Source organism: Exiguobacterium sp. SH0S2, from assembly GCF_004337185.1.
In the GTDB taxonomy this organism is placed as follows: Bacteria; Bacillota; Bacilli; order Exiguobacteriales; family Exiguobacteriaceae; genus Exiguobacterium; species Exiguobacterium aurantiacum_A.
This window is the reverse complement of the sequence record NZ_SJVB01000001.1, coordinates 635,041-654,586: the sequence shown is the minus strand read 5'-3', so window position 1 is coordinate 654,586 and position 19,546 is coordinate 635,041. Positions and strand designations below refer to the sequence as shown.

Annotated in this window: 19 protein-coding genes and 1 other annotated feature (1 of these 20 cut by a window edge); of the genes, 16 read left to right on the top strand and 3 right to left on the bottom strand. The window is 52.9% G+C overall.

Going from position 1 to position 19,546, the window contains the following annotated elements; genetic code table 11:
* Positions 1 to 2: 2 nt before the first annotated feature.
* Positions 3 to 668 carry a tetratricopeptide repeat protein gene (locus EVJ21_RS03375; protein ID WP_201738987.1) on the top strand — a complete coding sequence of 222 codons (666 nt, stop codon included), beginning with the start codon at positions 3 to 5 and terminating at the stop codon, positions 666 to 668.
* Positions 669 to 720: 52 nt separating this feature from the next.
* Here EVJ21_RS03375 and EVJ21_RS03370 read toward each other — a convergent pair whose 3' ends face one another.
* Positions 721 to 996: a hypothetical protein gene (locus EVJ21_RS03370; protein ID WP_071399470.1), complete on the bottom strand. Its 276-nt coding sequence runs from the start codon at positions 994 to 996 to the stop codon at positions 721 to 723.
* A 63-nt stretch (positions 997 to 1,059) separates the two neighbouring features.
* Positions 1,060 to 1,608 (bottom strand): VOC family protein, encoded by a 549-nt coding sequence (locus tag EVJ21_RS03365; protein ID WP_236633409.1) that lies wholly within the window; start codon positions 1,606 to 1,608, stop codon positions 1,060 to 1,062.
* Between the two features lie 118 nt (positions 1,609 to 1,726).
* Between EVJ21_RS03365 and EVJ21_RS03360 the strand changes: the two genes are divergently transcribed.
* The 15 genes from EVJ21_RS03360 (at position 1,727) to EVJ21_RS03290 (ending at position 18,284) form a co-directional block, all read left to right on the top strand.
* The gene (locus tag EVJ21_RS03360; RefSeq protein ID WP_131465427.1) at positions 1,727 to 2,413 is read left to right on the top strand and encodes a magnesium and cobalt transport protein CorA; all 687 of its coding nucleotides are present in this window, start codon (positions 1,727 to 1,729) and stop codon (positions 2,411 to 2,413) included.
* Between the two features lie 67 nt (positions 2,414 to 2,480).
* Positions 2,481 to 4,691, top strand: coding sequence for an SF1B family DNA helicase RecD2 (gene recD2, locus EVJ21_RS03355; protein ID WP_201738986.1), 2,211 nt, complete (start codon positions 2,481 to 2,483; stop codon positions 4,689 to 4,691).
* Positions 4,692 to 5,001: 310 nt separating this feature from the next.
* Entirely contained in the window at positions 5,002 to 7,644 is a 2,643-nt protein-coding gene (alaS, locus tag EVJ21_RS03350) for an alanine--tRNA ligase (protein ID WP_131489882.1), read from the top strand.
* A 37-nt stretch (positions 7,645 to 7,681) separates the two neighbouring features.
* Positions 7,682 to 7,948: an IreB family regulatory phosphoprotein gene (locus EVJ21_RS03345; RefSeq protein ID WP_035386073.1), complete on the top strand. Its 267-nt coding sequence runs from the start codon at positions 7,682 to 7,684 to the stop codon at positions 7,946 to 7,948.
* Position 7,949: 1 nt separating this feature from the next.
* On the top strand, positions 7,950 to 8,372 hold the full coding sequence (ruvX, locus tag EVJ21_RS03340) for a Holliday junction resolvase RuvX (protein WP_070327649.1): 423 nt from the start codon (positions 7,950 to 7,952) through the stop codon (positions 8,370 to 8,372).
* Between the two features lie 13 nt (positions 8,373 to 8,385).
* Positions 8,386 to 8,682, top strand: coding sequence for a DUF1292 domain-containing protein (locus EVJ21_RS03335; RefSeq protein WP_024369916.1), 297 nt, complete (start codon positions 8,386 to 8,388; stop codon positions 8,680 to 8,682).
* Positions 8,683 to 8,751: 69 nt separating this feature from the next.
* On the top strand, positions 8,752 to 9,891 hold the full coding sequence (mltG, locus tag EVJ21_RS03330; RefSeq protein ID WP_131465423.1) for an endolytic transglycosylase MltG: 1,140 nt from the start codon (positions 8,752 to 8,754) through the stop codon (positions 9,889 to 9,891).
* A 66-nt stretch (positions 9,892 to 9,957) separates the two neighbouring features.
* Positions 9,958 to 10,599: an O-methyltransferase gene (locus EVJ21_RS03325; protein WP_131465421.1), complete on the top strand. Its 642-nt coding sequence runs from the start codon at positions 9,958 to 9,960 to the stop codon at positions 10,597 to 10,599.
* A gap of 16 nt (positions 10,600 to 10,615) precedes the next feature.
* On the top strand, positions 10,616 to 11,254 hold the full coding sequence (gene udk / locus EVJ21_RS03320) for a uridine kinase (protein WP_070327647.1): 639 nt from the start codon (positions 10,616 to 10,618) through the stop codon (positions 11,252 to 11,254).
* A 63-nt stretch (positions 11,255 to 11,317) separates the two neighbouring features.
* On the top strand, positions 11,318 to 11,791 hold the full coding sequence (gene greA / locus EVJ21_RS03315) for a transcription elongation factor GreA (RefSeq protein ID WP_070327646.1): 474 nt from the start codon (positions 11,318 to 11,320) through the stop codon (positions 11,789 to 11,791).
* A 56-nt stretch (positions 11,792 to 11,847) separates the two neighbouring features.
* Positions 11,848 to 12,552, top strand: coding sequence for a 5'-methylthioadenosine/S-adenosylhomocysteine nucleosidase (gene mtnN, locus EVJ21_RS03310; RefSeq protein ID WP_131465419.1), 705 nt, complete (start codon positions 11,848 to 11,850; stop codon positions 12,550 to 12,552).
* A 76-nt stretch (positions 12,553 to 12,628) separates the two neighbouring features.
* Complete coding sequence (locus EVJ21_RS03305) at positions 12,629 to 13,588, top strand: beta-ketoacyl-ACP synthase III (RefSeq protein ID WP_131489881.1); 960 nt, start codon at positions 12,629 to 12,631, stop codon at positions 13,586 to 13,588.
* Positions 13,585 to 14,817 carry a beta-ketoacyl-ACP synthase II gene (gene fabF / locus EVJ21_RS03300; protein ID WP_131489880.1) on the top strand — a complete coding sequence of 411 codons (1,233 nt, stop codon included), beginning with the start codon at positions 13,585 to 13,587 and terminating at the stop codon, positions 14,815 to 14,817. Before EVJ21_RS03305 ends, fabF begins: the two co-directional genes overlap by 4 nt.
* 66 nt (positions 14,818 to 14,883) lie before the next feature.
* Positions 14,884 to 16,416, top strand: a complete 1,533-nt coding sequence (locus tag EVJ21_RS03295; protein ID WP_131489879.1) for a peptide ABC transporter substrate-binding protein — start codon at positions 14,884 to 14,886, stop codon at positions 16,414 to 16,416.
* A 203-nt stretch (positions 16,417 to 16,619) separates the two neighbouring features.
* Positions 16,620 to 18,284, top strand: a complete 1,665-nt coding sequence (locus EVJ21_RS03290) for a peptide ABC transporter substrate-binding protein (protein ID WP_070327641.1) — start codon at positions 16,620 to 16,622, stop codon at positions 18,282 to 18,284.
* Between the two features lie 98 nt (positions 18,285 to 18,382).
* On the opposite strand, the gene trpS is transcribed toward EVJ21_RS03290, so the two are convergent.
* Positions 18,383 to 19,384 (bottom strand): tryptophan--tRNA ligase, encoded by a 1,002-nt coding sequence (gene trpS, locus EVJ21_RS03285; protein ID WP_131489878.1) that lies wholly within the window; start codon positions 19,382 to 19,384, stop codon positions 18,383 to 18,385.
* A gap of 47 nt (positions 19,385 to 19,431) precedes the next feature.
* Positions 19,432 to 19,546, bottom strand: a binding site (T-box leader) (it continues 93 nt past the right edge of the window).

Below are 19,546 nucleotides of genomic sequence, written 5' to 3'. Positions count from 1 at the left end.
TGATGACAGTGAACGCAAACGAACAAGGCATCCAAGCGATGCAGCAAGGTGAATTTGAACAAGCGGCCAAACATTTCAACGACGCCATCGAGGCGAACCCGACGGACCCGACCGGTTACGTCAACATGGGCACACTGCTTCAAGCGATCGGTGACCATGAACGGGCGGTCGTCTTTTACGACAAGGCGCTCGAACTCGACAATGCGTTCGGTGCGGCCCATTACGCGAAAGGCGCGCTCGCCTATGAGCTCGAACAAGTCGACTTGGCCGAGGCGTCGCTGCGACAAGCGCTTCTTTCCGGCATGAATGATGCGGACTTGCACTTTATGCTCGGTTTGACGTACAAGGCGATGGGCGACTTCGTCCGCGCGTTGCCGCGACTTCGGGAAGCGAAAACGCAAGCGCCGGAAGACGTCGAGATCACGTTCCAATACGGGCTCGCGCTCGCGCAAAACGAGCAGCTCGACTTGGCGGTCGACGCACTCGAAGACACGCTCGACTTGGATGCGTCGCATACGGACGCCCGCTACAACTTGGCCATCGCCTATGCGTTCCTCGGTGAGCAGGACAAGACGTACGCCGAACTCGAGCGCGTACTCGAACTGCAACCTGACCATGAGCTCGCGCGTGACGCGAAAGCGAAAATGGATGAATTGCTCGGAAACTGATTACGAAAAGCGCCTCTCGCTATTTTTGCGAGAGGCGCTTTTCGTCCTGTTGTCAGTTCACAAGTTCTCCGGCGAACCAGACGAACAAGTTCAACGTCGTCAACAAAAGTGTGCAGGCGAGCACAATGTAGCTCCACACGACGCGTTTCCCTGATTTAGCCCGGCGTATACCATCCGTCAAAATGAGGAAGGTCACACCGAATGAGACGAATGTTAATGCGGCAAAAGAAGTCGGGCGATCGAGCGTCGGAAAAGCATCAATCATGAAATACAATACAAACGTGAGCATTCCGAGACCAATCATGAGCAGAAGAGGGAAGAATCGCATCTGGCACAACCTTTTCCATTTTCTCTCATCTTATCATGAAGAGAGAACAGTCGAAAACAGCCGTCATAGCTGTTTCGTCGTGATCTTCACCGGCTCGCCGGCAAACTCGCCGTACGCCTCGTCCATATTTTTCGTATACAGTTCGATGACGTTCTTACTCGGGTCTTTAAAGTAGGCCGAGCGCTCTTTGCCGTTGACCGTCTCATCCTCGTCCCACGTCCGCAGCTTCGTCGGGATCGCTGACGCCTCGAGCACCTCGAGCGCTTGATCGAACGATTTCATCGGCACGAAAAAGGCGCAATGGACGTGGGCGCCGCCTTCGTCATACAGCGTGTCCCATTCGGTCACTTGTTGCTGGCGATTTTCTTCCTCGTCTGTCGTAAAATCACGCTTCAGCCATAGACCGAGCCGCGTATTGCCGCCGACGTACAGCCATGTCGCCCATGGTTCGTTCGCCCCTTCTTGCGACGCGCTCGGTTCGGCGTCATCGCCGACCCATTGCTCGACGACCGGCAGACCGAGCTTGCCGTGCCAAAAATCGACGGCCTCGGTCATGTCGGTCACTTCTAAGACGAGTTCACATAGTCCACTGATTGGTAGCCGTTTCGTCATCATTGTTTCCTCCTTCATGGTTTCACTTCGACAGTTCCCGCTTTGATTCAACGAAAAACGTGCATAGCTTGTTTCAGGTTCGGGGAAAAGAAGGGGAACGCTAGAAAGGGGAGACATCATGCGCATACTTAGTCTATTCAGTGTCGTCGTATTCTTCATTGTCGAATGGTTCATGCTCGGACGTTTATTTACAGCGGTCGATGACCGGCTTGCCAGCGGGGAGTGGACGAATAACGTGCTGTACCGGGTCGTCATCGAGTCCGAGCGGGCGACATCGACGCTTTTGTTATTGTTTGTGACGTTCCTCGTCGTCGGGATCCTCATGCATTGGCTATTGTCGTCAAACCGGTCGTGGACCAAGACGCTCGGGACGGTCGGGGTGGCGTGGGTCGTCCCAGCACTGCTCGCGCTCACCGCTTGGTTCATCCCGAACCCGTACGTTCAACTCGTCATCATCGTCTTGCAGCTCTCGTTCATCCCGCTCATCCCGTTCGTCGGACAGACGGTACGGCTCGGTCACGTCGTTCTCAACTGGGGTGTCCACGTAGCGGCCGCCGGGCTCGTCTTCTTCATTCAACGACCGTCACTCGAGCAGCTGTTCCGCATCGAGCGGACCGAGCTATTTGATCGGCTCGAAGGATACGTCAACTCAGGTGAACTCGAACGGTTCGAGCGGTTGCTAGAGACCGTCGACTTGGAACAACTCGAACGCATCTTAAATCGGGTCGATATCGACCAATTGATTCGGCTGCTCGAGCGGCTTAACCTCGATCAACTCGAGCAAATCTTGAATCTATTCAGTTAGTCCATTTGTTCTACCGTTCGAACTCGGGCTATAATGGGGAATGGAAAACTAGCTGGAGGTGGCTCGAATGATAGCAGCACCTTACGAGTTGACAGGAAAAGTCATCCGCGTCCTGTTTCAATCGGAAGAAGAAGCGCATACCATTGCGCTCGTACGTATAAAAGAGAAAAATTTTGAGACAGACGAGACCGAAATGGTCATCGCCGGCGTCGGTGTCGGCATTGAGAAAGGCGAGACGTACAAAGCGCACGGCCGTCTCGTCGACCATCCACGGTTTGGCAAACAGATGAAAGCGGATTGGATCCGCCGCGTTGTCCCGATGACGAAGCGGGCCGCTGTCCGTTTTTTGACGAACGGATCGTTCCCAGGGATCGGCCAAAAGACGGCACAAAAAATCGCGGACACGCTCGGTGACGATTGTATCGACCAGATCGTCAAGCATCCCGATGTCTTATCGAAAATCGATGGGTTGAAAGAAAAACAAGCCCGCGTCATCACCGAGCGGTTGAACGTCTTATACGGGGTCGACCAGCTGTTGCTGTTTTTAGCCCCGTTCGACGTGACCCCGCGACTCGCTTCGAAGATTCATAAAGAGTATGAAGGCCGCGCCATGGAGACGATTGAAAAGAATCCATACGCGCTCATGTATGACGTGCAAGGTATCGGCTTCAAGACGGCCGACGCCATCGCCGCTCACTTCGGGATTCAAGGCATCCATCCGGAGCGGATCGCGGCAGCGGTATTGTATGTGCTCGAACTCGAGCAAGGGAACGGACACTTGTTCGTCACGGCCGATCAACTCGCGAGCGAGATGCCGCGCATCATCGGCGGCGACCCGGGCGAGGCACTCAACGGCGCGCTCGAGACGCTCGTCAAGGATGAGCGGATCATCGTCGAGGACGGTGTCGTCTATCATCCACGCATCTACCGGGCTGAACGAAAAGCAGCCGAAGAACTGGCCCGGATCATGTCGACATCGACGACGGAAGACGTCGATATGACGACGATCTTCGACGCGGTCGGCCGGGTCGAGGAGATGTTCTCGATCGAGTACGCCAAACAACAGCGCGAAGCGATCGAGCTCGCTTTGAAGTCCCCGCTCATGGTGCTCACCGGCGGACCGGGAACAGGGAAGACGACCGTCGTCCGCGGCATCATCCACGCCCTCAGCGACGTGTTCGATTGGAAGCTCGAACCGGTACCGAACCAACCGTTCCCGTTCGTCCTCGCCGCACCGACCGGCCGCGCCGCCAAGCGGCTCAGTGAATCGACCGGGCTACCGGCCTCGACGATTCACCGGTTGCTCAAGTTCGACGGCAGCTCATTCCAAGTCGATGACACGAACCCGCTCGTCGGCAAAGTGTTGATCGTTGACGAGGCCTCGATGATCGATATCTTCTTGTTCCGCAGCCTGCTGCGGGCCGTGCCGAACGGGATGAAGATCCTGTTCGTCGGTGACCGTGATCAACTCCCGTCGGTCGGACCGGGCCAAGTGCTCGCCGACTTGATGGCGACCGGCGGCATCCCTGTCGTCCGGCTCGACGTCGTCCACCGGCAGGCGTCCGAGTCGAGCATCCTGCGTTTGGCGCACGCGCTCAACGCGAAACAAATGCCGGACGACTTGCTCGCGGCGTTGCCGGACCGCCGGTTTTATACGGCGAACCAAGAGACGGCGCTGCAGGCGATCTGTCAGATGGCCGGCGCCGCGCTGCGAAAAGGCTATTCGCCGTTCGACATCCAAGTGCTCGCCCCGACGTATCGCGGGGTATGCGGCATCGATGGGTTGAACGAGGCGCTCCAAAACGTGTTCAATCCGAAGTCGGCAGCAAGGGAAGTAAAACACGGCAATCGGACGTACCGGAGCGGCGACAAAGTGCTCCAACTCGTCAACAACGCCGAAGAGAACGTCTATAACGGTGATATCGGCGAGATCACGAACATCTTCTTCGCCAAAGAGAACGTCGACAAAGTCGATAAGATCTACATCCGCTTCGACCAGACCGAGGTCGAATACAATCGCAGCGAATGGGACCAGTTCACCCACGCCTATGCGATCACGATCCATAAGTCGCAAGGCTCCGAGTTTCCGATCGTACTCATGCCCGTCTTCTTCAACGGCGGCTTCCGCTCGTCGCGCAACTTGATCTATACGGCCGTCACGCGGGCGAAAAAGAGTTTGCTCTTGTTCGGCGACGTCCGGGCGCTCGAGGCGGCGACGCGGGAAGAAGAGCCGGTGCGGCGGACAAAACTCGTCGAACGGCTTGGCGGCAAGTCTTGACGTCTGGTTTCTGACATGTGATAATGACCAATAGAAAACTGAAACGATTAAAGACGATGAAGGAAATGAGTACGTCGTAACCGCCTCACCAGAGACATCTTCCTAGGCTGTGAGAAGATGGGGGTCGGTCGACCGAAGCTAGTCTGGAGTCCCCACTCACCCTGGGCGTCTCATCCGCGTTATCGGATGTTTCGAGGCACGGTAAATCCGTGCGAACGAGGGTGGTACCACGAAGCGATGCTTTCGTCCCTTTCCACAGGGACGGGCATCGCTTTTTTTTCGTTTCGTTCAGAATAAGGAGGAATTGTTGATGAAACCGCTCAAACCATTAACCGGCGCCGAGATTCGCCAAATGTATTTAGATTTCTTTAAGTCAAAAGGACACGCGGTCGAGCCGAGTGCCTCACTCGTACCGGTCGAAGACCCGACACTTCTTTGGATCAACTCAGGCGTCGCGACGCTTAAAAAATATTTTGACGGCCGTGTCATTCCGGCAAACCCGCGTATCGTCAACGCCCAGAAGTCGATTCGGACGAACGATATCGAGAACGTCGGGAAGACAGCGCGTCACCATACGTTCTTCGAGATGCTCGGGAACTTCTCGGTCGGTGAATATTTCCGCGAAGACGCCATCAAATGGGGTTGGGAATTACTCACGAGCGACGACTGGTACGGGCTTGACCCGGACTTTTTGTCGGTAACGATTCACCCGGACGACGAGGAAGCGAAACAAATTTGGCTCGAGTTAGGTGTTCCTGCTGACCGGATCATCCCGCTCAAAGAAAACTTCTGGGAGATCGGCGAAGGCCCGTCTGGCCCGAATACGGAGATCTTCTTCGATCGCGGCCCGGCGTTCGGTGACGACCCGACCGACCCGGAACTTTATCCAGGCGGCGAAAACGAGCGTTACCTTGAAATTTGGAACATCGTCTTCAGCCAGTTCAACCATGACGGTCACGGCAACTACACCGAGCTCCCGCGTAAAAACATTGATACAGGGATGGGACTCGAGCGAATGGCGAGTGTGCTTCAAGACGTGCCGACGAACTTCGACACCGACTTGTTCATGCCGATCATTCGCGAGACAGAAAAAATCAGCGGTGAGACGTATCGGGCTAACAACAGTAAAGACGTGGCGTTCAAAGTCATCGCCGACCACATCCGGACCGTATCGTTCGCGATCGGGGACGGGGCACTCCCGTCAAACGAAGGCCGCGGCTACGTGTTGCGCCGTCTGCTCCGTCGTGCCGTCCGTTACGCGAAGATGCTTGGGATCGAGCGCCCGTTCATGTTTGAACTCGTCGACGTCGTCGGCGACATCATGGTCGACTTCTATCCAGAAGTGAGTGAGAAAAAGGACTTCATCAAAAAAGTCATCAAGAACGAAGAGGAGCGCTTCCACGAGACGCTTCACGACGGCCTTGCGATCTTGAACGAAGTCGCGAAAGCACAAAAAGCAACTGGATCGAACGTGATCAGCGGAGAAGACGCGTTCCGTCTATATGACACGTACGGTTTCCCGCTCGAGTTGACGATCGAATACGCAGAAGACCACAAGTTGACGGTCGATGAGGATGGATTCAAGCAAGCGATGAACGCACAACGTGAACGGGCCCGTACGGCACGTGCTGACGTCGAGTCGATGCAAATTCAATCCGGTGTCCTCGCTGACATCACGCTCCCGTCATCATTCGTCGGGTACACGAACCTTGAGTCTGAAGCGAAAATCGTCAGCTTGATTCATAACGGCGAGCTTGCGGACGTTGTCGCGGCAGGAGAAGAGGCGCAAGTCATCCTTGACCACACGCCGTTCTACGCCGAGAGTGGCGGTCAGGTCGGCGACAAAGGCCGAATCGTCGGAACGGACTTCGTCTTGCGCGTCACGGGTGTATCGAAAGCACCGAACGGTCAAAACTTGCATACGGTCGTCGTCGATTCAGGGATCGCCAAGGCTGAGGTCGCGGTGACGGCTACGGTCGATAAAGACGAGCGCCAAGCGATCATCAAGAACCATACGGCGACGCACTTGTTGCACCGCGCTTTGAAAGATACGCTCGGTGAGCACGTCAATCAAGCCGGATCCCTCGTGACACCGGACCGTCTCCGCTTCGACTTCTCGCACTTCGGTCAAGTGACAGCGGAAGAACTCCAGTCGATCGAACGTCAAGTGAACGAGAAGATTTGGGCATCAATCGGTGTCGATATCGAAGAGATGAACATCGCCGACGCGAAAGCGAAGGGAGCGATGGCGCTGTTCGGAGAGAAGTACGGGGACGTCGTCCGCGTCGTCGCGGCCGGTGATTACTCGGTCGAGCTATGCGGAGGTTGCCACGTCGCCAACACGGCTGAAATCGGTTTGTTCAAAATTTTGTCTGAGTCAGGTATCGGGGCCGGGACTCGCCGGATCGAGGCAGTCACAGGCGCTGGCGCGTATGAAGTCATGAACCAACATATCGAGACGCTTGAAGCGGCTGCGAAACTGTTGAAGACGAAACCGTTCGAAGTGCCTACTCGCGTCCAAGCGCTTCAAGTTGAAATGAAAGAGACGGAACGCGCGACCGAGTCGTTGAAAGCCAAACTTGCGAACATCGAGGCGTCAACGCTCACGGATTCGATCGAGACGTACGGCGACGTCCAATTGATCGCCAAACGTGTCGACGGACAGGATATGGATGCGCTCCGGGGCATGGTCGACGAGTTGAAAGGAAAACTTGGATCAGCCGTCATCATTCTCGGATCAGCGAACGGTGACAAGGTCAACCTCGTCGCAGGTGTGACGAAAGACTTGAACGACCGCGGTTTCCACGCCGGGAAATTGATTAAAGAAGTCGCGACTCGTTGCGGTGGAGGCGGCGGCGGCCGTCCTGATATGGCGCAAGCCGGAGGTCGTGATGCGACAAAACTGGACGAAGCATTGAAGTTTGCTTCACATTACGTTCAATCACTGGCATAATAGAATGTGAAGTGCAAACGGAAAGAGGTGGATTCTTGTGAGCCAAATGGATCGCACGATGCAATTCAATTTTCCAGAAGATGATAATCGAGCCAATACTCGAGAGACACTGATCACGGTGTATCAAGCACTCGAGGAAAAAGGCTACCAACCGATCAATCAAATCGTCGGATACTTGTTGTCAGGTGACCCTGCCTACATTCCGCGTCATAACGATGCGCGAAACTTGATTCGCAAAATTGAGCGAGATGAACTGCTCGAAGAGTTGGTCAAATCGTATTTGAACGATCGGAAAGAGGACTAATATGAAGCGAGTTATGGGGCTTGATGTCGGTTCGAAGACGATTGGGGTCGCAGTGAGCGATCTCATGGGTTGGACGGCGCAAGGTGTGGAGACGGTCTATTGGACGGAACCCGACTTTGAACAGGCTGTTCGTTTGCTTCGACCGATTATCGAGCAGTACGATGTGAAAGAAGTCGTCGTTGGTCTTCCGAAGAACATGAACGCAACGATCGGTCCTCGGGGTGAGGCGTCACAGGCGTTTGCCGCCGCCCTCACCGAGGCGACCGGTTTGCCGACGGTTCTTGTCGACGAACGTTTAACGACGATGCAAGCGGAGCGGATGCTCATTTCAGCAGACGTCAGCCGTAAAAAGAGAAAGGCCGTCATCGATAAGATGGCAGCCGTCATGATTTTACAAAATTACCTGGATCGTCCAGGGAAATAAGGAGGAACTACGCATGGCAGAAATCCGTCGTGAAGAAGAAATGTACCGTATTCCAGATGAAAATGGAGACGAGCATTTATTTGCAGAAATTTTCCGTATGACGAGCGACCGTTCGAAAAAGACGTTTGTTGTCCTCGAACCAGTCGGTAACCCGGAAACAGAAGATGAAGATACAATCGAAGTTTACGCGTTTGAAATCGAAGAACTTGAAGATGGTGAGTTCATCTTGAAACTCGTCGAAGATGATGACGACTTTGAAGAAGTGATGGAAGCGTTCGACATCGTCAACGACGAAGTCGGATTAGACTAATAAATGGACGGGCGGCTAGGGTAAACCCTCGTCGCCCATCTTCATACAGAAGAACAGGGGAGAACACGCATGAACCATCCATCGATGCCTGATGAGAAGCGTGCGCGTAGCCGGATCGTTCGACGCATCACGGTTATTATCCTTGCTGTCTTTCTTCTTGTCATCGCCACGGGCGCCGCTGTCTCGTATGCATTCGTAAAGCGGTCACTTGAGCCGATCGATCCCGCTTCGTCCGAAACGGTCGAAGTCGAGGTTCCGCTCGGTGCAGGCTCAGGTTATATTGGCGAACTACTCGAAGAGAATGGACTTGTGAGGAATAGCACGATTTTCCGTTTATACACACGGTTTAAAAATGAGTCATCGTTCCAAGCGGGGACGTATACGCTGTCGCCGTCACAGTCACTTGACGAGTTGATCGCCACGCTGAAGACGGGTAAAGTGATCGTCGTACCTGACATCAAACTCGTCATTCCAGAAGGATTCACAATCGATCAAGTCATCGCGCGGCTCGCCAACGTGGCTGAAATTCCAAAAGAAGAGATTTCGGCACAGCTGAGCGATCAGGAATATATCCGTTCACTCGTTGCCGAACACGAGATGTTGACCGAAGAAGTATTAGCAGAGGGGATTTATCATCCGCTCGAAGGCTACTTGTTCCCGGCCACGTATGAGTTCGACAAAGGTGTCACGCTCACACAAATCATCGATGAGATGCTTAAGCCGACCGAACAGCTTTATCTCGAGTATGCTGATACTGTCGAGGCGTCAGGACGTACGTTCCACGAGACGCTCGCCCTCGCTTCCGTCATCGAAAAAGAAGCGGTATCGACAGAAGACCGTCAAGAGATTGCCGGCGTGTTTGAGAACCGGCTTGCGGACGGGATGAAGTTGCAGTCCGACCCGACCGTTTGGTACGGAACGGGTGAGACGTCAATTTTCACGTCGTTCAATGATTTGCAAAACGATTCACTGTATAACACATACCGTTACGCAGGGATCCCGATTGGTCCGATTGCCTCGGTCAGTCGTGATGCGTTCGTAGCGACGCTCAACCCGAACGATACAGACAACGTTTATTTCTACGCACGGCCGCCTCGCGAAGGTTTCCCTAGCGGAGAAGTTCTGTTTGAAGTGACATATGAGGCACATCAACAGAACGTCAACAAATATCGCCCCGAATGGGAAGCGTTCGAAGAAGCGAACAACTGATAGATATGCGACCGGAGGCCTTGGCTTCCGGTCGTTTGAATGAATAGAGAGTAAGAGGTGTAAGACGTGGAACATTCATCCTATGAAGGATACGTGGAGGACTTGATTTTAAACCGGTCACCGCTCTTAGCGGAGATGGAAGAGTTTGCGCGCGTTCATCACGTGCCGATCATGGACTTGACCGGCTCAGAGGTGTTATTATCGTTACTCGCGATGCAACGGCCGCAGCGTATACTTGAAGTCGGGACGGCGATCGGATACAGTGCGATCCGCATGGCTGAGCTGTTGCCAGAGGCCGAGATCGTCACAATCGAACGCAACGCACGTCGTTACGAGGAAGCGCTCGGCTTTATCGGACGGTCGGACGTCTCGGACCGGATCACCGTCATTCACGGCGATGCGGTCGAACTGATTGGGTCGATCGAAGGACCGTTTGATGCGGTTTTCATCGATGCAGCCAAAGGCCAATATCAAAAATTCTTTGATGGGTATGGCGCTTTAGTACCAATTGGTGGTACTATTTACAGCGATAATTTGTTTTTGAGAGGAGACGTCCTGCTCGAAGACGTGTCAGTTCTTGACCGTCGGAGACGCCGGCTCGTCCGTCTCGTAAAACAGTTTACTGAGCAATTGATGGCACGGACCGATTATCACACCGCGATTTTGCCTCTCGGTGATGGCCTAGCAATCAGTCGTAAATTACGATGAGGAGGATTTAACTTTGATGCAACATAAACCCGTCATTATCGGCGTGGCCGGTGGGACTGGATCTGGAAAGACGACCGTCGCCCGTGCACTCGTGGATGCGTTCAAAGGACAATCGGTCGTCATGATCGAGCAAGATGCCTACTATAAAGACCAGTCAGAAATGACGATGGAAGAGCGATATAAGACGAACTATGACCACCCGTTCGCATTCGACAACGATTTGTTGATCGAACAGATCAAGCAGTTGCAAAATCATCAGGCGATCGAGAAGCCGGTTTACGATTATGCGGCCCATACACGTTCGGACGAGACGATTTTGATCCAACCGGTCGACGTCGTCATCGTCGAAGGGATTTTAGCACTCGAGGACGACCGTCTTCGTGAGTTGATGGATATTAAAGTGTTCGTCGACACAGACGCCGACGTCCGGATTTTACGCCGGATGCAACGCGATCTTAACGAGCGGGGACGCTCGATCGATTCGGTCGTCGCCCAATATACGAACGTCGTCCGTCCGATGCACTTGCAATTTTGCGAGCCGACGAAGCGTTACGCGGACATCATCGTCCCTGAAGGCGGCGAGAATTTTGTCGCCATCGATCTGCTCGTGACGAAGATCCGCTGGGTGCTCACGGAACGCAATCGGGCCTACTAAAATAAATCGTTTTCAATTCTGATTTGCTGTAATATACTAGGAGACAATGAAGGAGTGACGGATATGGCTGAAAAGCAACATTACATGACGTTAGAAGGACAAGACAAGATTGAACATGAATTGAATGAACTGAAGACAGTGCGCCGTAAAGAAGTCGTTGAAAGTATTAAGATTGCCCGTGACTTCGGAGACTTGTCTGAGAACGCTGAGTACGATGCAGCGAAAGAAGAGCAGGCTATGGTCGAAGGACGCATCGCACAACTTGAAGAGATGCTTCGTAACGCCGTCATCATCAAAGACGACGGTGCGGACAATTCAATGGTCGCAATCGGGAAAACGGTGACGTTCTTCATTCAAGCAGACAATGAAGACGAAACATATACAATCGTCGGCAGTGCCGAGGCTGACCCGTTCACCGGGAAAATCTCGAACGAATCACCGATCGCGAAAGCGCTTCTCGGTCGTACCGTCGGAGACGTCGTGAACGTGCAGACACCTGGTGGCGACATGGTCGTCGAAATTAAAGAAATCAAATAATGACAAAAAGAGCGGCATCCAATTGGAGGTCGCTCTCTTTCTGAGGAGGCTATCACATGAAAATCGGAATCATCGGGGCGATGGAAGAAGAAGTGAACTTGCTTCGTAACGAATTGACAGAACGGACGGATACTGAGATTGCGAACTATCACTTCTATGAAGGATACCTTGGCAACGTCAAGGTCGTCATTTTAAAGTCAGGGATCGGAAAAGTGAACGCGGCCATCGGGACGACGCTCTTGCTCGACAAGTTCAAACCAGACGTCGTCATCAACACCGGTTCTGCCGGGGGCTTCAAGAAAGGGATGAAAGTCGGAGACGTCGTCGTCTCGACGGAAGTCCGCCACCACGATGTCGACGTGACAGCGTTCGGCTATGAGTACGGCCAAGTCCCGGGCATGCCTGCTGCGTATAAAGCGGACGCGCACTTGGTGGACGTCTGTAAGGAAGTCATTGAGAGCTTGCACGATGTGAACGTCCACACCGGGCTGATCGTCACAGGGGACTCGTTCATCAACGATTCAAAACGAGTCGCGGAAATTTTAGGACACTTTGATGGTGTCGCAGCCGTTGAAATGGAAGCGGCCCCGATCGCCCAGACGTGCCACCAGTTCGGAGTGCCGTTCGTCGTCACACGTTCAATCTCAGACAGCGCCGACGAAGAGGCGAACTTGTCGTTCGATGAATTTTTAGAGACGGCATCGATCAACTCGGCGAAAATGGTCATGGCGGTCACGAAACGGCTCGGACAAAGTGAATAATTCGAGAGGGATGCGTTGACATCCCTTTTTCATTCCCTTATATTAGTACCAGATACTAAGAATAGGGGTTATAGCTATGAACATTGGAATCATCGGCATCGGTTCGTTCCTTCCGGATAACCGGGTCACGAACGTCGATTTGGAAAAACGTATGGATACGAGCGACGAATGGATTCGGACCCGGACCGGGATCGAGGCGCGTCATTTGGCCGATGCGGACATGTCGGTAGCGGACATGGCGACTCGGGCCGCTGAACGGGCGCTTGCGAGCGCGGGGGTTGTGATCGAGGACATCGACGCAATCGTCTGCGCGACGGCGACGGCACCATCATTCCCGGCGACAGCTTGTCTCGTCCAAGCGAACTTAGGCGCGAAACGCGCCGTCGCATTTGACGTCAGCGCCGCCTGCAGCGGCTTCATCTTCGCGATGGATACGGCGAAGAGCTTGATGCAGTCGAAAGGTTTTAAACGTACACTCGTCATCGGAGCCGAAAAGATGGGCAATTTGATTGATTGGGACGACCGCTCGACCGCCGTCTTGTTCGGTGATGGAGCAGGTGCCGTCGTATTGGGGGAAGATGACGTCGCGGCAATCGATTCGATCGTTCTTGGGAGCGATGGTACGGGTGGGAAGTTCTTATATGAGAATGCAGATGGTAAAATCGTCATGAACGGGCGCGAAGTGTTCAAGTTCGCGGTCCGGAAAATGCCGGACATCGTATTAGAGGCGCTTCATCAAGCCGGTAAAGACATTGCCGACATGGACGTCTTAGTCCCGCATCAGGCGAATCGCCGCATCATTGACGCGGCGATTGAGCGGTTAGGGCTCGCTGAAGACAAAGTAGTCGTCACGATTCAAGACCATGCGAACACATCGGCCGCCTCGATTCCGCTCGCGCTTGCTGAAGCGGTTAAAATCGGGAAGGTCACGGCCGGACAAACGGTCGTCATTGCCGGCTTTGGTGCCGGGCTCACTTGGGGAGCGAGCTGTCTCACATGGAATAACGCTAAAATCACGGAGGAGATTTGTTCATGAAACGAGTAGTCATTACAGGGTTAGGTGTCGTATCACCGTTAGGCAATGATGTCACAGAAATGTGGGGTCGGCTATTGAACGGGGACAATGCGGTCGATACGTTGACGAAGATTGATATTAGCCAGTACCCGGCAAAAGTCGGCGCTGAAGTCAAAGAATGGAATATCGAGCATTTGGTTGAGCCAAAAGAAGCTCGGAAGATGGACTCGTTCATCCAATACTCAATTTTAGCAGCGGACGCCGCACATCGGGATAGCGGTCTAGATGTGACAGCGATGGCGGACAAAGTCGGGACGTGGATCGGGAGCGGAATCGGCGGCGTCGAGACGATCGATAAACAAGCGAGCATCTTGCATGAACGCGGACCGCGCCGAATCAGCCCGTTCTTCATTCCGATGATGATCCCGAACATGGCAAGCGGCCAAGTCTCGATCTACCTCGGGGCGAAAGGACCGAGCAACTGCTCGGTGACGGCTTGTGCTTCGGGCACGAACTCGATCGGCGAAGCGTTCCGGGTCATTCAACGCGGTGATGCGCTCGCGATGTTCGCAGGCGGGGCCGAAGCACCAATCACTCCGTTGTCGTTTTCAGGGTTCTGTGCCAATAAGGCGCTATCGACGAACCCAGATCCGGTGACGGCATGCCGTCCGTTCGATGCAAATCGTGACGGGTTCATCATGGGCGAAGGCGCAGGCGTCCTCGTTCTCGAAGAATATGAGCACGCGAAAGCGCGCGGTGCCAAAATGTATGCCGAAGTCGTCGGATACGGGATGAGCTCGGACGCCTACCATATCACGGCACCGTCACCGGAAGCGGAAGGCGGGTCGAAAGCGATGAGTGAAGCGATGCGTGACGCCGGAATCGCACCGGAAGACGTCCAGTACATTAACGCCCACGGGACGAGTACACCACTCAACGATATGTTAGAAACGAAAGCGATCCGCAACGTGTTCGGGGAACATGCTGATCAGCTCGCCGTCAACTCGTCGAAATCGATGATCGGGCATTTGCTCGGTGCTGCGGGCGGCGTCGAAGCGGTCATCACGGCGTTGTCGATTCATGAGGGTCGGATTCATCCGACGATCAACTGTGACGAACCGGCAGAAAACTGTGACCTTGATTATGTTCGAGAAGGAAAGCGGGAACTTGATATTCAGTACGCACTGAGCAATTCACTCGGCTTCGGGGGCCATAATGCGACACTCGCATTCGCAAAAGTGACAGACTGATTGTAGAAAAATAGGTTAAAAACGGGTAGGGTATAAGGGTTGGTCTAACAGAAGGGAGAATGCCGAATGAAACGTTTTATCATCGGTGCCGCCTTGTTGGGTTCAGTCCTTATACTTTTTTTGATCATTTGGAACGGACAACGCGAGCAGGCACGTGAACTAGTACCGCAAGAAGAACAAGTCGTGACGATCCACGGGGAGACGTTACCGGAGCAACCGAACACGTTACTCGCCATCGACCCGAGTTCCCAGACGATATTGTCTCATGTCTATGAGGGATTGTATCGCTTCGGGGCGGACGGTGAAATTGAACCGGGTCTCGTCGAGAAATTGACCCGGTCAGAGGACGGTGCGACGTACACGTTCTCGCTAAAGCCGAGTCAGACGGTGGGCGGCAAGGCGGTAACCGCCGAGACGTTCGTCGACCATTTTAGAAAACTCGCGGACGACGATACGAACTCACCGTTTAGTTTCTTACTTGAAGATGTTAAAAATGGAAAAGCGATCAGTCTCGGAACAGCCGAGCCGGAGACGCTCGGTGTCAAGGCGGTCGATGCGCAGACACTCGAATTGACGCTCGAACGACCGATGGAAGGGTTCGAGGAGATTTTGGCAATGCCGGCATTTCTTCCACAAACAGCCATCGGGGCTTGGCAAGAACTCGATGCGAACGGACCGTTTCAAATCGAATCGATCGATGCGGCCCAAGTGACGCTGACGAAAAACGAATCTTATCACGACGCTGATAATGTGACGCTTGAGCGCATCATCATGTGGGCGGACGCCGCGCTCGGGACGGAAGCAACGGGCATTCACCCGCTTCCTTATGGGACGGAAGAAAGCGTGATCGACTCACTTGAAAGTGAAATCATCGATGTACCTCGGAGCGGTGTCTTCTATTTGAAATCGAACGTCGATGAATATCCGTTCGATGACCCTGACTTCCGCCGGTCGCTCGCGATTGCGCTCGATCGAGAGGCGTTCAAAGACACACTCGCCCGCGCCGAACAAACGACGGACCGGTTGCTCGTCACAGACGGAAGTGCGCAAGACGTCTCGTTTGAAGAAGATGCGTCTTCGTTGTTCGAGTCGGTCAAAGAGCGCTACGAAGAAGAAACGATTGACATCGAATTACTCAGCTTTGTCGATGAAGAAGCGAGACAAATCGCCGAGACGATTGAAACCGAACTTGAAAAACTTCCGGGGCTGTCTGTTTCTATCACGGAACTGCCGCTCGGTGACAAAGTTAGGAAAGAAGTCGCAGGTGACTATGCGCTGTCGCTGTCTGGTTGGCAACCGGATTATCCGGCGTTCAGTGCTTATTTGACTCAATTTGAAACAGGAAATTATTTGAATTCGAGTGGTTATAAAGACGAGACGTTCGATCGGCTGATGGAGGAGGCACGCTCGACTGAGGTACTCGAGGCGCGGAACGAAGCGTATCGTCAAGCCGAAAAACGCTTGTTGGAAGAGGCAGTCGTTATTCCAATCTACCAAGCTGGAAGAACTTACGCGGTCGATTCCACCTATGCGGAAATTGGATTTCCGGTCATCGGTCCTTCGTACGTCCTAACTTTTTCAAAAGTTTATAAAAAATGAGCTAAAAGCCCGTCTCCCTAGGCGGGCTTTTAGCCTATGGTAAAAATTTTTTAGAAAAATCAAAATAAATACTTTGCAAAATTATCAGAATATTGTATTATTGCATCAACGGGATTGTGGTAACAAATTTTGTAAAGTTAACTTTCAGAATTTTCTACCATCGTTCATTTCGTTAAAACGAAAATAATCAGGGGGTCATCGTAATGAATAAGAAAAAAGGTTTTGCATTAGCAACGTCGGTAACGCTTCTATCTAGCGCGTTCCTAGCAGCTTGCTCGGGTGGGGAAGAAGAAACAACGACAACAAACGGAGACGGAGGTTCAGAAGGTAGTGCAGATGAAGCGCAAGTCCTCAACTTGCTCGACAGTGCAGACATTCCTTCACTTAACCCAACTCTCGCGACTGACGCAGTATCGTTCAACGTCTTGAACAACGTTAACGAAGGTCTCTACCGTATGGACGAAGAAGACAACCCAACACCAGGGATGGCTGAGTCACACGAAGTTTCTGAAGACGGTAAAACGTACACCTTCAAAATCCGTGAAGGCGCAACTTGGTCTAACGGTGAGCCTGTAACGGCAAACGACTTCGAATACGCTTGGAAAGAAGTACTTAATCCGGACAACGGATCACAATATGCTTACGTCATGTCTGTCATCGAAGGCGCTGAAGCTTACAACACTGGCGAAGGCGAGCGTGACGCGGTCGGCGTTACAGCAACTGACGATCAGACACTTGAAGTTAAATTGACAGCACCAGCTGAATACTTCCTTGGTCTCACAAGCTTCGGCGTATTTATGCCTAAACTTGAAGCGTTCGACGCAGAACAAGGCGAGAACTTCGGTACGTCTGCAGAGACGACGCTCTACAACGGACCGTTCAAACTCGAAAGCTGGGAGCGCGAGCAAGGATGGAAAATGGTCAAAAACGACGACTACTGGGATGCTGAAGCCGTCAAACTCGACGAAATCGACGTTAAAGTCGTTAAAGAAGTTTCAACGGGCGTCAACTTGTACGAAAACGGCGACGTTGACCGCACTGGTTTGACTTCTGAACTCGTTGCTCAATACCAAGACAGCGAAGAATTCTCGACTGTCGTTGAACCGACACTCTTCTACCTCCAGTTCAACACTGAAGTTGAAGCGTTCGACAACCAAAATATCCGTAACGCGATCGACCGTGCTTACGATAAAGCAGCAATCTCTGAAACGCTTCTCGCGAACGGTTCAGTACCTGCGAACTACCTCGTGCCGAAAGACTTCGTAACAGGCCCAGACGGTGCAGACTTCCGTGACGCTAACGGCGACATCGGTGGTTACAACGTTGAAGAAGCACAAAAACTTTGGGAAGCAGGACTTGAAGAGCTCGGGACAGATTCTGTCGAAATCGAACTCCTCAACTACGACTCAGAGTCTGCGAAGCAAATCGGTGAGTTCATCAAAGGTGAACTTGAGAAGAACCTTCCAGGCATGACGCTTACGATCAAGCAACAACCGTTCAACAACAAACTCGACCTCGAGAACAAAGGTGACTTTGAGCTTACATTCGCAGGCTGGGGACCTGACTACCAGGATCCAATGACGTTTGTTGACCTCTTCGTAACTGACGGACCATACAACCGTGGTAAGTGGTCGAACGAAGAATTCGATGCACTCATCGAATCTGCGAAAGCGAACACAGATGCTGAAGCACGTTGGAAAGAGCTTCAAGATGCAGAGAAAATCGTTCTTGAAGAGAACGCGATCTCGCCAGTTTACCAACGCGGATCAGCTCGTCTCACGAAGCCGTACGTTAAAGGAATCGTTGAACACGGGTTCGGCGCTGACTACTCGTACAAGTGGGCATTCATCGAAGGCAAAGAGCAATAAGCAACATTCACCAGAAAGAGACAGGGACGCCTGTTTCTTTCTTTTTTTGTGTTCTTCCATAAAGAAGCCGCCCAACGCATGCGTTGGGCGGCTCTGTCTTATTTTTTCACTTTGGCACGTTTTCGGCTTAAGCCCATCGCTTTCTCGATCTTGGCGAGGTTCTTGTTCGCGACCGCTTCGGCTTTCTCACGGCCGGCATCAAGGATCGCATCAAGCTCTGACGAGTCGACGAGTTCGTGATAGCGCGCTTGAATCGGTTCGAGCATGGCGACGACCGCTTCGGCGACGTCTTGCTTGAACGTTCCGTAGTTCGAGTCTGCGTATTGAGTCACGAGATCTGTTATCGAAGTACCCGTCGACAACGAGTAAATCTCGAGCAAGTTCGAGATGCCCGGCTTATTCTCCCGGTCGAAGCTGATGACGCCGCTCGAGTCCGTGACGGCGCTCTTGATTTTTTTACGGATGACGTTCGGTTCGTCAAGCATCGAGATGAAGCCTTTAATGTTCGCGTCCGATTTCGACATCTTCTTCTCGGGGTTCGTCAAACTCATGATCCGAGCCCCTTCTTTTTGAATGAGCGGCTCAGGAATCTTGAACGTCTCATAATAGCGTTTGTTGAACCGTTCGGCCAAGTCGCGCGTCAGTTCGATATGTTGTTTTTGATCGTCACCGACCGGCACGAGCTCTGTCCCATAAAGTAGAATATCCGCCGCCATGAGTGTCGGATAGATGAACAGCCCGGCCCCGACGTTATCGCTACCTTGCGATTTATCTTTGTACTGCGTCATCCGACCGAGTTCGCCCATCCCAGCGATACACGTCAACATCCATCCGAGTTGGGCGTGCGCTTTTACTTCTGACTGGACGAAGATCGTTGCCTTCTCAGGGTCAAGTCCGCAGGCGAGATAGAGCGCCGCCAGCTTGCGGGTGTTGTCCATCAGCTCGACGCGGTCAAGTTGGACCGTGATCGAGTGAAGATCGACGATACAATAGTACGCGTCATGTTCTTCTTGAAGATCGACGAATTGTTTCATCGCCCCTAAGTAGTTACCGAGCGTCACGACGCCGGTCGGTTTAATGCCTGAAAATATCGTTGCCATGCCTACACCTCCATAAAATATAAAAAACCGCAGTTCTCCGCCCGAAAAATCGGGACGAATAACCGCGGTGCCACCCAAATTTGCATGAAATCATGCCACTTGATCGCGTTAACGGGCGTAACCGTCTCACCGTACTACCATTCAGGTGAGCCACTCTGAAGT